At 70.2% G+C, this 12,508-nt stretch carries 13 protein-coding genes; 2 read left to right on the forward strand and 11 right to left on the reverse strand.

Going from position 1 to position 12,508, the window contains the following annotated elements; all coding sequences use genetic code 11:
- Positions 1–21: 21 nt before the first annotated feature.
- From AB0L71_RS19195 to leuA, 4 genes are all read right to left on the reverse strand, one after another.
- Complete coding sequence (locus tag AB0L71_RS19195; protein WP_365244053.1) at positions 22–843, reverse strand: isoprenyl transferase; 822 nt, start codon at positions 841–843, stop codon at positions 22–24.
- A 35-nt stretch (positions 844–878) separates the two neighbouring features.
- Positions 879–1,625, reverse strand: a complete 747-nt coding sequence (gene recO, locus AB0L71_RS19200; RefSeq protein WP_365244055.1) for a DNA repair protein RecO — start codon at positions 1,623–1,625, stop codon at positions 879–881.
- A 65-nt stretch (positions 1,626–1,690) separates the two neighbouring features.
- Positions 1,691–2,368, reverse strand: coding sequence for a TerB family tellurite resistance protein (locus AB0L71_RS19205; RefSeq protein ID WP_365244352.1), 678 nt, complete (start codon positions 2,366–2,368; stop codon positions 1,691–1,693).
- A gap of 234 nt (positions 2,369–2,602) precedes the next feature.
- Complete coding sequence (gene leuA, locus AB0L71_RS19210) at positions 2,603–4,390, reverse strand: 2-isopropylmalate synthase (protein WP_365244057.1); 1,788 nt, start codon at positions 4,388–4,390, stop codon at positions 2,603–2,605.
- Between the two features lie 295 nt (positions 4,391–4,685).
- Between leuA and AB0L71_RS19215 the strand changes: the two genes are divergently transcribed.
- Positions 4,686–5,762, forward strand: coding sequence for a M4 family metallopeptidase (locus tag AB0L71_RS19215; protein WP_365244059.1), 1,077 nt, complete (start codon positions 4,686–4,688; stop codon positions 5,760–5,762).
- 37 nt (positions 5,763–5,799) lie between these two features.
- Positions 5,800–6,066, forward strand: a complete 267-nt coding sequence (locus tag AB0L71_RS19220) for a protealysin inhibitor emfourin (RefSeq protein WP_365244061.1) — start codon at positions 5,800–5,802, stop codon at positions 6,064–6,066.
- A 47-nt stretch (positions 6,067–6,113) separates the two neighbouring features.
- Here AB0L71_RS19220 and AB0L71_RS19225 read toward each other — a convergent pair whose 3' ends face one another.
- The 7 genes from AB0L71_RS19225 to ybeY all read right to left on the reverse strand — a co-directional run bounded on the left by AB0L71_RS19225 (position 6,114) and on the right by ybeY (position 12,506).
- Positions 6,114–7,133, reverse strand: a complete 1,020-nt coding sequence (locus AB0L71_RS19225) for a GTPase Era (protein WP_365244063.1) — start codon at positions 7,131–7,133, stop codon at positions 6,114–6,116.
- Between the two features lie 70 nt (positions 7,134–7,203).
- A complete protein-coding gene (locus tag AB0L71_RS19230; RefSeq protein WP_365244065.1) occupies positions 7,204–8,196 on the reverse strand; it encodes a DUF916 domain-containing protein in 993 nt (330 codons plus the stop codon).
- Between the two features lie 112 nt (positions 8,197–8,308).
- Positions 8,309–9,607, reverse strand: coding sequence for a beta-xylosidase (locus tag AB0L71_RS19235; RefSeq protein WP_365244066.1), 1,299 nt, complete (start codon positions 9,605–9,607; stop codon positions 8,309–8,311).
- Between the two features lie 314 nt (positions 9,608–9,921).
- Positions 9,922–10,275: a cytidine deaminase gene (locus tag AB0L71_RS19240; protein ID WP_365244068.1), complete on the reverse strand. Its 354-nt coding sequence runs from the start codon at positions 10,273–10,275 to the stop codon at positions 9,922–9,924.
- 94 nt (positions 10,276–10,369) lie between these two features.
- Entirely contained in the window at positions 10,370–10,723 is a 354-nt protein-coding gene (locus tag AB0L71_RS19245) for an MmcQ/YjbR family DNA-binding protein (protein WP_365244070.1), read from the reverse strand.
- Positions 10,720–12,012 carry a hemolysin family protein gene (locus tag AB0L71_RS19250; protein ID WP_365244072.1) on the reverse strand — a complete coding sequence of 431 codons (1,293 nt, stop codon included), beginning with the start codon at positions 12,010–12,012 and terminating at the stop codon, positions 10,720–10,722. The genes AB0L71_RS19245 and AB0L71_RS19250 overlap by 4 nt, the downstream gene beginning before the upstream one ends.
- Positions 12,009–12,506 carry an rRNA maturation RNase YbeY gene (gene ybeY, locus AB0L71_RS19255; RefSeq protein ID WP_365244074.1) on the reverse strand — a complete coding sequence of 166 codons (498 nt, stop codon included), beginning with the start codon at positions 12,504–12,506 and terminating at the stop codon, positions 12,009–12,011. Before ybeY ends, AB0L71_RS19250 begins: the two co-directional genes overlap by 4 nt.
- Positions 12,507–12,508 lie beyond the last annotated feature (2 nt).

Raw genomic sequence — 12,508 nt, forward strand, 5'->3', positions numbered from 1 at the left:
CGGTGTCCCGGGCCCGCCCGCTCAGCCCGTCGGCGCCTGGGTCGTTTCCACCGCGCCGCCGAAGCGCCGGTCCCGCTGGGCGTACTCCAGACAGGCCCGCCACAGGTCGCGGCGGTCGAAGTCCGGCCACAGGACGTCCTGGAAGACCATCTCCGCGTAGGCGCTCTGCCAGATCAGGTAGTTGGAGGTGCGCTGCTCGCCGCTGGGGCGGACGAAGAGGTCGACGTCCGGCATGTCCGGGTAGTAGATGTACTTCGCGAAGGTCTTCTCGTTGACCCTGGACGGGTCGAGCCTCCCGGCCGCGACGTCCTGCGCGATGCGCTGCGCGGCGTCGGCGATCTCGGCCCGGCCGCCGTAGTTGACGCAGAAGTACAGCGTCATCCGGTCGTTGTCCTTCGTCTGCTCCTGGGCGACCTGGAGCTCCTGGACGACGGACTTCCACAGCTTCGGCATGCGCCCCACCCAGCGGATGCGGATGCCCAGTTCGTCCATCTCGTCGCGGCGGCGGCGGATGACGTCCCGGTTGAAGTTCATCAGGAACTTCACCTCCTCCGGGGACCTCTTCCAGTTCTCCGTGGAGAACGCGTACAGCGAGAGGTTCTTGACGCCCATCTCGATGCAGCCCTTGAGGACGTCCATCACGACGCCCTCGCCGACCTTGTGGCCCTCGGTGCGCGGGAGGCCGCGTTCCTTGGCCCAGCGGCCGTTCCCGTCCATCACGATGGCCACGTGCTCGGGTACCAGCTCGCCGGGGATCTTCGGGGGCCGGGCACCGGAGGGGTGCGGTTCGGGGGTCTTGTAGTCGCGCCGGTTACGACCGCCGAGCATCCCGCGTACTGCCATGAACTGTCTCGCTCCCTGTGCCTGAACTGCCTGTGTCACTTCTCTACGTACCGCAGTGAGCGCAGTCCGCGCTCCAGATGCCAGTGCAGATAGGCGGACACCAGTCCGCTCCCCTCCCTGACATGACGCGCCTCGCACGCGTCCGCCGTCTCCCAGTCCCCGGTGAGCAGCGCGCTCAGCAGGGCGACGGCCTCTGCCGAGGGTACGACGCTGCCGGGGACCCGGCAGTCGCCGCAGACGATGCCGCCTGCCGCGACGGAGAAGAACCGGTTCGGTCCGGGCATTCCGCACCGCGCGCAGTCCTCGAAGCTGGGTGCGTAGCCGTTGACGGCGAGTGAACGCAGCAGGAAGGCGTCGAGGACGAGATGCGGTTCGTGTTCGCCGCGCGCGAGGGTGCGCAGGCCGCCGACGAGCAGCAGGTACTGCTGGACCGCGGGTTCGCCCTCGTGGTCGGTGAACCGCTCGGCGGTCTCCAGCATGGCGGTGCCCGCGGTGTAGCGGGCGTAGTCGGTGACGATGCCGCCGCCGTACGGGGCGATCGTCTCGCTCTGGGTGCAGAGCGGCAGGCCGCGGCCGACCAGCTCGCTGCCCCGGGCGAAGAACTGCACGTCGACGTGGGAGAAGGGCTCCAGCCGCGCCCCGAACTTGGACTTCGTACGCCGCACACCGCGCGCGACGGCCCGCACCCGGCCGTGGCCGCGGGTCAGGATCGTGATGATCCGGTCGGCCTCGCCCAGCTTCTGCGTGCGCAGCACCACGCCGTCGTCCCGGAACAAGCTCATGCGTCCATTGTCCGGTACGCGCACGCCTCCCGGGGCCAGGGTCCAGGTCGGGCCCCGGGTACGCGTCAGGAAGGGGTACGCGCCGCCGCGGCCAGCAGGCGGGCGGTGTCCTCGGCGCAGAGCTGCAGCGCCCCGCCGACCGTGGTCAGCACCTCGCGCTCGGAGGGCCCGTACGGGCCGTCGGCGAGGGCGATCCGGGCACCCTGGAGCAGGATCGCCTCGCGTCCGGCGGGGGCCAGGTGCGGGGCCAGGGGTTCCAGTGCCTCGTGGAGTTCGATGGCGAGGGCCGCGCCGCAGGCCTCGGCCACCGGGTCGAAGGCGGAGCCGTGGCCGATGTCGGTGGAGAGGACCTCGACGACGGTGGAGAGCTGTTCCTCCGTGCAGTCGTCGAATCCGGCGTCGCGCACGGTCGCGGCGGCGATCTCCAGGACCGGACGGGAGGTGGCGCCGCCGGCCGCGAGGACGCCGAGTGCGACGGTGTGGACGGCGTCCCGGAGCATGGCGGAGAGCCGGGTGGTGGTGGGGTGGTCGAGCACATCGGTGTCGAAGCGCGCCCGGCAGGCGGCGCATTCGACGACGGGTCCCACGGTGCCGCGCCGCAGCATCGGCACCCCGAGCACGGTGAAGCGCCGACGTCCGGTGAGGCGGCGGTAGTTGCGGTCGCCGCCGCAGCCGGGACAGAAGAACTCCCCGTCACCGACGGTGTCCCAGGTGGTGCGGATGCCGCAGATGCGCAGTTTCATGGCGCGTTGTCCCAGGGCTGCCCGCACGTCGCACACCTCCGTAACTCCCCCGTAGCCCAAGGGCACGGGAGGTGCCCTCGGCAACGTTGCCGTGTGGACGTGATGTTAACCACAGTCATGATGTGGCGTCAGTACCTCGATCGTCACAACCGCCGGAGATGGCCGAAGACCCCGCCCCCGGACACGGGTGGCGGGGTCCTCGGCCCTGCGCATATCTGCCCTTTCGGGCAGGGATCAGCGAGCGGCGCGGTTGACGGCGGAGACGACCGCCTTCAGCGAGGCACGTGTGGTGTTGGCGTCGATGCCGATGCCCCACAGGACCTTTCCGTCGATCGCGCACTCGATGTACGAGGCGGCCTGTGCGCTGGCGCCCTCGCTCATGGTGTGCTCGGTGTAGTCCAGCAGCCGGACATCGATGCCGATGGCCTGCAGCGCCTCGAAGAACGCGGAGATCGGTCCGTTGCCGGTGCCGGTGAGCACGGTGTCCACGCCGTCCACCGTGGCCTCGACGGTGATGGTGTCCTGGCCGTCGGAGCCGGTCGTGGTCTGGCCGGAGCGGATCTGTACGCGCCCCCAGGCGTTGTCCGGGTTGGGCAGGTACTCGTCCTGGAACACGGACCAGATCTGCGTCGGCGTGATCTCGCCGCCCTCGGCGTCGGTCTTGGCCTGAATGATCCGCGAGAACTCGATCTGCATCCGGCGCGGCAGGTCCAGCTTGTGGTCGTTCTTCAGGACGTAGGAGATTCCGCCCTTGCCCGACTGCGAGTTGACCCGGATGACGGCCTCGTAACTGCGGCCGACGTCCTTCGGGTCGATGGGCAGGTACGGCACCGCCCACTCGAGCTCGTCGATCGTCTTGCCCTGGGCGGCCGCGTCGGCCTCCATGGCGTCGAAGCCCTTCTTGATGGCGTCCTGGTGGGAGCCGGAGAAGGCGGTGTAGACCAGGTCGCCCGCGTAGGGGTGGCGCGGGTGGACCTCCATCTGGTTGCAGTACTCGCTGGTGCGACGGATCTCGTCGATCTGCGAGAAGTCGATCTGCGGGTCGACGCCCTGCGAGAACAGGTTCATGCCCAGGGTGACCAGGTCGACGTTGCCGGTGCGCTCGCCCTGGCCGAACAGGCAGCCCTCGATCCGGTCGGCACCGGCCATGATGGCCAGTTCGGCGGCGGCGACGGCGGTGCCGCGGTCGTTGTGCGGGTGAACCGACAGACAGACGAACTCGCGGCGCGACAGGTTGCGCGACATCCACTCGAACCGGTCCGCGTGCGTGGACGGGGTCGAACGCTCCACGGTGGCGGGCAGGTTGAGGATGATCTCGCGCCCCTCCTCCGGCTGCCAGACGTCGCAGACCGCCTCGCAGACCTCCAGGGCGAAGTCCAGCTCGGTGTCGGTGAAGATCTCGGGGCTGTACTGGTAGCCGAAGATCGTCTCCGGTCCCAGCAGCTTCTCGGCGTACTCCATGACCAGCCGGGTGCCGTCCACGGCGATCTGCTTGATGTCGTCCTTCGAGCCGCGGAAGACGACCCGGCGGAAGGTGGGTGCCGTCGCGTTGTACAGGTGCACGGTCGCGCGGTGGGCGCCGATGAGGGACTCGACGGTCCGCTCGATCAGGTCCTCGCGGGCCTGCGTCAGGACGGAGATCGTCACGTCCTCGGGGATCGCGCCCTCTTCGATGATGGAGCGCACGAACGCGAAGTCGGTCTCACCGGAGGACGGGAAACCGACCTCGATCTCCTTGTAGCCCATGCGTACGAGCAGATCGAACATCTCCCGCTTGCGGGCCGGCGACATGGGGTCGATCAGCGCCTGGTTGCCGTCACGCAGGTCGGTGGAGAGCCAACGCGGCGCCACGGTGATCCGGCTGTCCGGCCAGGTGCGGTCGGGGATCTCGACGGCCTCGTAGCGGCCGTACTTGTGGATCGGCATGCCGGACGGCTTCTGCAGCTGGGTCGCGTTGGTGATCGGCGTCGGACGGCCGACAGCGGTCTCGCCGGCGGTGCGAGCGGAATGTGCGGAGGTCATTGCGTAGGGCTCCTCGGGGTCCAACCAAGTGGGACGGCCGACTGTGTCGCTGCAGCACCAGACTCCGCGGGGAGGGGGTCGGCCTACGACTACAGGCCCTCGCCGCGGCAGCTAAGAAGAAGCAGCCCGAAACGCATGATGCGACGAGCCTATCCGAGAGGCGCCTGATGCGTCCGTCCCGTATCAGTATGCGGGACTGGGTGCCGGATACGGCCAAGAGTGATCAATCACTCCATTTCATCAATCCAGGTCGCACCCAGTGACATGACCGTTACCCGGTGCCACAGTCGGGTGTATGCAGCCTCAGTCTCCGCACGGGTTCCACCCCGTCTTCTGCACCATCGTGCCGCCCCATGTCCTCGACAAGCTGTCGCAGTCCGACAACCCCGATCTGGCCGGCCCGGCCCGCCGCACCCTGGAGAGCGACGCCGCCCGCCGCACCCGCCGCCAGATGGCGACGGTCGTCCCCGTGCCCGGCGCCCCGGCGGCCGGGAGGGAGCCGTCCGACAAACCCGACCGCACCCTGTACGACTGCCGTCACCGCACCCAACTGCCCGGCACCAAGGTCCGCGCCGAGGGCCAGGAGCCGACGAAGGACGCGAGCGTCAACCGCGCGTATGCCGGACTCGGCGCCACCTTCGAACTGCTGCTCAAGGCGTATGGCCGCCGTTCGATCGACGGCAACGGGCTGCCGCTGATCGGTTCCGTGCACTACGACGAGAAGTACAACAACGCCTTCTTCGACGGCGAGCAGATGGTGTTCGGCGACGGGGACGGGGAGATCTTCCTGGACTTCACCGTCGCGATCGATGTGATCGCCCATGAACTGGCCCACGGGCTGACCCAGTACACCGCCAATCTGAGCTACTACGGCCAGTCCGGCGCACTCAACGAATCGGTGTCCGACGTCTTCGGCTCCCTGGTCAAGCAGTACTCGCTGGGCCAGAACGCCGACGAGGCCGACTGGCTGATCGGCGCCGGGCTGCTGGCACCCCGGGTCCAGGGGGTCGCGCTGCGTTCGATGAAGGCGCCGGGGACGGCGTACGACGACGACGTGCTCGGCAAGGACCCGCAGCCCGCCTCGATGGAGGACTATGTCCATACCGGCGAGGACAACGGCGGGGTGCACCTCAACTCCGGCATCCCGAACCGCGCGTTCCATCTGCTGGCGACGGCCCTCGGAGGCAAGGCGTGGGAGCGGGCCGGGCAGCTCTGGTTCGATGTGCTCACCGGTGGTCAACTGGCGGTGGACGCGGACTTCGCTTCCTTCGCCCGGTTGACGGTGGCCGCGGCCCGCAGTCGCTTCGGCGAGGGCGACGAGGTGGAGGCGGTCCTGAAGGCGTGGTCGGAGGTGGGCGTCCCGACCGCGTAGAGCAGTCCCGGGCCCGTCGGGCGATGGAGGAGACCGTATGCGGATTCAGGTCAGCAGGACCGGCGGCTTCGCCGGCATCGCACGCCACCGCGAGGTCGACACCACGGGGCGGGCCGACGCGGCCGAGTGGGAGGCCCTGGCCGCATCGGCGCTCGCCGCGGGCCACGCCACCCCGCCCCAGGGCGTGCCGGACGGCTTCCGGTACCGGATCACGGTCGGTGGCCGGACCGTCCACTGCGCGGACCCGAAGCTGACCGAGGACCAGCGCACGCTGATCTCACGCGTCCTGCAGGAGGGCGCGTGAGACCCGTGCGCGCCGGCCGTGCCCGGTCCGGGTGCGGCCGGCTCCGGTCAGAACCCCAGCTTCCGCAGCTGCTTGGGGTCGCGCTGCCAGTCCTTGGCCACCTTCACATGCAGGTCCAGGAAGACGGGCGTGCCGAGCAGTGCCTCGATGTGCTTGCGTGACTTCGTGCCGACATCCTTCAGCCGCCTGCCCTTCGGGCCGATGATGATGCCCTTCTGGCTCGGCCGCTCGATGTAGACGTTGGCGTGGATGTCGAGCAGCGGCTTGTCCGCCGGACGGTCCTCGCGCGGCAGCATCTCCTCGACGACGACCGCGATGGAGTGCGGCAGCTCGTCCCGTACGCCTTCGAGCGCGGCCTCCCGGATCAGCTCCGCGACCATGACCATCTCGGGCTCGTCGGTGAGGTCGCCCTCCGGGTAGAGCGGCGGGCTCTCCGGGAGGAGCGGGGCGATGAGATCGGCCAGCAGGTCGACCTGGCCGCCGCCCCTCCGGGCGCCGTCCTCGTTCGAGGAGCCGCGTCCTCCCCGCTGCTCCGCTTCGACCGCGGAGACCGGGATGATCTCCGCCCATTCGAAGCCGAGCTCCTCGCCGAGGCGGGAGACGGCGAGCAGCTGTTCGGCGAGCTGCTTGGAGTCGACCAGGTCGGTCTTGGTGATGATGGCGATCTTCGGGGTCTTCTTGATGCCCGCGAGTTCCTTGGCGATGTACTTGTCGCCCGGACCCAGCTTCTGGTCGGCCGGCAGGCAGAACCCGATGACGTCGACCTCGGCCCAGGTGGTCCGTACGACGTCGTTGAGACGCTCGCCCAGCAGCGTGCGCGGCTTGTGGAGGCCCGGGGTGTCGACCAGGATCAGCTGGGCGTCCTCGCGGTGCACGATGCCGCGCACGGTGTGCCGGGTGGTCTGGGGCCGGTTGGAGGTGATCGCCACCTTCTGGCCGACCAGAGCGTTCGTGAGGGTGGACTTGCCCGCGTTGGGACGGCCCACGAAGCAGGCGAAGCCGGCCCGGTGGGGGGCCTTGGTCGCAGCCTGCTGTGCGGCGGCTTCTGTTTCAGGTCGAACGCTCATGGCGCCATTGTCCCCGATGTCAGAGCCCTCGCCGCACCAAGGGCCACCTCCGGGCCTGTCCCGCGTCGCCTCAGACCGCGCGGGCGGGGCTGCGCCGGGCCTTCTGTCCCACGTCGCCTGGGACCGTGCGGGCACGGCGCCGCCGGGCCCGTATCCACAGCCCCGCTCCTCCGCCGACGATCACCAGCAGGACCCCGGCCACCAGCCAGGGCAGTGCGAAGTAGGACACGGTGGCGGACTCACGGGTGTCGCGGGCACTCGCGGTCAGCCGGATCTCGCCCCACTCCAGCTGGGGAGCGCCCGCCCACTGCTCGGTCAGCCGGACCTTCTGTCGGGGCAGCAGTTCGGAGGGGACCTTCTTCAGGTCGCGGGCGAGCAGGGTGCGGCCGAAAAGGCCCTCGGCCCTGAGGGCGACCTTGGGGTTGAGGGTGACGTTGCCCCGGTTGTGGAGCGTGTACGAGATGACGGCCCGGCTGCTGCCGGTGCCCGGGACCAGCGGCTGGGTGTGCTCGACCGTGACGTCGTCCACGGAGAGCGCGGGCATGGTCGGTCCGTTCACCCGCAGATAGATCCGGGCCCCCACGGCCTGCTGGATGCCGACGGCAACGGCTCCCGCGTCGGCGGAATCGACGTGTTCGTCCAGGGCGACGAGCGCGCCGGGGTGGTCACCCGGCTCGGCGTCCTCCGGAACGGTGATGGTGAGGGGGACGAGGACGGAGCCGTGCGGCTTCACGGTGACCCGGTCGCGGTCGGTCCTCGCCCAGGCACCGACCGAGCTCTGTTTCTCCTGTCGGGAGCGGACGGCGAATCCGCCGTCGCGTGCGGTGTTGTAGGCGTCGGCCGCGTACAGCCGGAAGGTCCGCGGCTGATCCGTCTTGTTGGTGACGGTGACCTTGTCGTGGAGCGTGGCGCCGGGGTCGGCGGAGAGGTAGAAGTACGGGCGCTGCCCGGTCCCCGCGGTGGCGGGGTAGACCGACCAGCTGCCGTTGTCCGCGGCGTGGGCCGCGGGGGCGCCGATCAGCAGGAGAGCGCCGGCCAGGAGGAGTACGTACAACTTGCGCACGGTGCGGAACCCCCGGGTTGGTCGGTTGGTTGGTTGGTCTCTGGACGTCGGGATGGTCCGGGCGGGTGCGCGCCCGGACCACCGGTTGATCAGAACTGCTGGAACCGCTCGGTCAGGTGAGGGTGAGGGTGAGCACACCGGAGTACGCGCCCGGGGCGGTGTACGCCGGTACGCTCAGCGCGAGCCGGGCGTCGACGGTGAACTCCCCGCCGGTCAGGGTCCCGTTCGGCGTGGACGCCAGCGTGGCGCCCGCGCTGCCGACCGGTCCCTGCGAGCCGGCCGCGCAGGTGCTGGGACTGCCCTTCTTCGTCGCGCAGACCGGGGTCCAGGCGAGTGCGGACGCGCCGATCGTCGCGCCGCCGGGGCCCGTGAAGTCGGTGACCTTCCCGGTCAGGGACCAGCCCGCGGGCCCGCCGCGGTAGTCCTCGACCGTCACCGTCTGCAGGGACCCCCGGGAAGCGCCGCCCCTGCCGAAGTCGACCTCCGACATCTGCACGGCGTCACCGGCCTGGATCATGGAGAGGGTGCCCGCCCGGACGGAGGCGTCGAGCCGCTGGCTGTTGTCCGGGACCCCGCCGCCACCGGTGGTGACGGTATAGGCCTGCGGGCCCGCTCCCTTGGCCGCGTCCCAGGCGGCTCCCTCGTAGGCGACGATGCCGGTGGTGGCCGGATCGTTGACAGTGAGCCGGCCGCTGAAGCCGCCGGAGTCGTCCGCCCTGACGGTGGTCGTGTCGGCGGTCTGGCGGTCACCGGCCCGGCCCGCGAGGGTGATGTCCGCACCCGCGGAGAACTTCGACCCGGTCACCTCCACCGATGCGCCCGCCTTACCGGAGGCGGCCCCGAGCCGGATGGCACGCTCGTTGACCTGACCGCCGCCGTCGTCGTCCATCGCGATGATCGTCTGGGAGACGGGGGCGGGCGGGTTCGTCACGGTGCAGGGGGTGTCCAGCTCCACGAGGTAGCTGGTGTGGATGTTGTAGTCGCCGGGCGACAGGGTGATCTCACCGGGCGCGGTGACCGTGAAGGTGCCGGTCATCGAGAACGACGGGAAGACGCCCTTGCCGGGAACGGGATCGTTCCTCTTCGGGCCGCTGACGCTGACGCTCGCGGTCTGCGCGCCGGCGACGACGACCGTGCCGGTCGGCGTCATGATGTCGGCGGGCAGAGCCAGATCGACCGGATTGCTCGCGGCCGCCTCGACGACGGTGTACGTGACCGTGACCGTGTCGCCCACCTTCGGGACGGCGTTGTCGACGGTGATCTCGGCCTTCGTCGTTCCGTCGATCGGCGGGATGCCCGCGATGGCGGGCGGGATGCAGTGGGTGGGGAACTCCACCGGCGCGGAGACCGTGACCCTGGCCTGCGCAGGGGTGGCGAACCCCCCTCCCGCGGCCACGACGAGCGCGCCCACACCCAGGGCGGAGGCCCAGCGGCGCCCACGCGCCGGACGTCTTCGAGGATCGGATCCCCGGATGCTGACTCTTCGTTCGGTCGGACGCACGGAGCCCCCTCCTGCCGGATGCGGCGCAGCGTGTCTTCTGCGCCGACAGGGGGCCCATTGACGGCTCCGGCCGAAGAGAAGTCAATGGGGGCGGGAGACAGAAACTGATGAACCATCAGATGCTGTCAAGATCCGCCTCCCCTGACCGGGGCCGCGAAGGCCCCTTGCATACGCCCGGTGGGGGCGCGGGGCCTTCGCACCCGGTACGGGGAAGGGCGCCGGTGTCAGCCGGCGGTCACGCCGGCCCGCAGCGTGCCGTCGGGTCCGGCGAGCAGGACCGGCGTGTCCGGGCCGCCCAGGTCCCGCACCGCGGCGAGGTCCGCGGCCGCGAGGGTCTGTGCCTCGGAGACGACCGCGGCCGCCTCCAGCGACGCGGCACCACTGGCCACGGCCATCGCCACGGCGGTCTGCAGCGCGCTGAGTTTCAGCGACTCCAGCCGCACGGTGCCCGCGACATACGTACGTCCGGTCTCGTCGCGTACGGCGGCGCCCTCCGGCACACCGTTGCGGGCGCGGGCGCTGCGCGCCAGCGTGACGATCTTGCGGTCCTCGGGGCCGAGGTCGGTGCTCTCAGTCATGTGCCGAGCATACGAACCGCAGGGCGCGTTCCCTGCTCCGCCCCTTCCCAGAGGCCCCGGACGGTCCCTCGCGGGCGGTCCGACCCCGCGGGGGCTACGCCCGGTCCAGCCGCAGCCGCTCCGCCTTCGGCAGCCCGGCCACCACCAGGTCGTAGGAGTCCTCCACCAGCTCACGCAGGACCCGGTCGGGCACCCCGGACACCGTCACGGTGTTCCAGTGCCGCTTGTTCATGTGCCAGCCCGGCACCACCGCGTCGTACTCCTCCCGCAGCCGCACCGCATCGTCCGGATCGCACTTGAGGTTCACGGTCAGTGGGCGCGCGTCCAGCGCGCTGAGCGCGAACATCTTGCCGAGCACCTTGAAGACCGAGGTCTCCGGCCCGAACGGGAACTCCTCGACGCTCGCGTTGAACTCCAGGCAGAACGCCCTCAGCCGCTGCGGGGTCACTCCTCGTCCACCTCCTGCGCCACCACGGGCTCCACCAGCACCGTGACGATCTTGTTCCGCCGGCCCGCCGTGGACTCGGCGGTGAGCCGGAGCCGACGGCCGTCCGGCAGGTCGACGACCGCGGTCGCCCCGGCAATCGGCACCCGGCCCAGCGCCTTGGCGAGCAGTCCGCCGACCGTTTCCACGTCCTCGTCGTCGTACTCGTCGAGGCCGAACAGGTCCCCGAGGTCGCCGATGTCGAGCCGCGCGGTGACCCGGTAGCAGCCGTTCTCCAGGTCCTGGACGGGCGGGAGCTCGCGGTCGTACTCGTCGGTGATCTCGCCGACGATCTCCTCGAGGATGTCCTCGATGGTGACGATGCCCGCCGTGCCGCCGTACTCGTCGATCACGACGGCGACATGGTTGCGTTCCTGCTGCATCTCGCGCAACAGGTCGCCGGCGTTCTTCGTGTCGGGCACGAACGCCGCCGGGCGCATCGCCGTGGAGACCAGATCGGCCTCCGCCTCGCGGTTGATGTGCGTCTTGCGGACCAGGTCCTTGAGGTACACGATGCCGACGATGTCGTCCTCGTTCTCCCCGGTGACGGGGATCCGCGAGAAACCGGAGCGCAGCGCCAGGGTCAGCGCCTGTCGAATCGTCTTGTAGCGCTCGATGCAGACCAGGTCGGTGCGCGGCACCATCACCTCGCGCACCAGGGTGTCTCCGAGTTCGAAAACCGAGTGCACCATGCGGCGCTCCTCGTCCTCGATCAGTGATTCCGCCTCGGCGAGGTCGACCATCGCCCGCAGTTCGGCCTCGCTGGCGAACGGCCCCTTGCGGAAGCCCTTGCCCGGCGTCAGCGCATTGCCGATGAGGATCAGCAACTGCGGGACGGGGCCCATGACCCGGGCCAGCGGCAGCAGGACGTACGCCGCGGCCGTGGCCGTGTTGAGCGGGTGCTGGCGGCCGATGGTGCGCGGCGAGACGCCGATGGCGACGTAGGAGACGAGCACCATCACGGCCATGGCGACGGCCAGCGCCTGCCAGGTCTCCGGGAACTCCTGCAGGCAGGCGTACGTGACGAGCACACCGGCCGACATCTCGCAGGCGACCCGCACCAGCAGCGCGACGTTGAGATAGCGGGTCGGGTCCGCGGCGACCTGTTCCAGCTTCTGGCTGCCGCGCCGGCCGGAGCGGAACGCCTCGGCGGCCCGGAAGCTGGAGGTGCGGGCAATACCCGCCTCCGCGCAGGCTGCCAGCCATCCGACGACGACCAGCAGGACGGCACCCAGAACGAGGGGGACGCTCACGACACCGTGGGGGCGGGAGACGGACCGGTCAGACCGCGCTCCGCGCGCCAACCGTCGACGATCGCGGCCTGGAGACCGAACATCTCGGCCTTCTCGTCCGGTTCCTCGTGGTCGTACCCGAGGAGGTGCAGCACTCCGTGGACGGTGAGGAGCTGGAGCTCCTCGTCCATGGAGTGCCGGGTCTCCGCGTCCTCACCCTGCTTCCTGGCGACCTCCGGGCAGAGCACGATGTCCCCGAGGAGTCCCTGCGGGGGCTCCTCGTCGTCCTTGGACGGCGGGCGGAGTTCGTCCATCGGGAAGGACATCACGTCCGTCGGCCCCGGCAGGTCCATCCACTGGATGTGGAGCTGCTCCATGGCGTCGCTGTCCACCACGATCACCGAGAGTTCGGAGAGGGGGTGGATCCGCATCCGCGCGAGCGCGTAGCGGGCGATGTCGAGGATCGCCTGCTCGTCGACCTCGGTTCCGGACTCGTTGTTGACGTCGATCGACATGA

Origin of the sequence: Streptomyces sp. NPDC052052 (assembly GCF_040680455.1) — a bacterium.
In the GTDB taxonomy this organism is placed as follows: domain Bacteria; phylum Actinomycetota; class Actinomycetes; order Streptomycetales; family Streptomycetaceae; genus Streptomyces.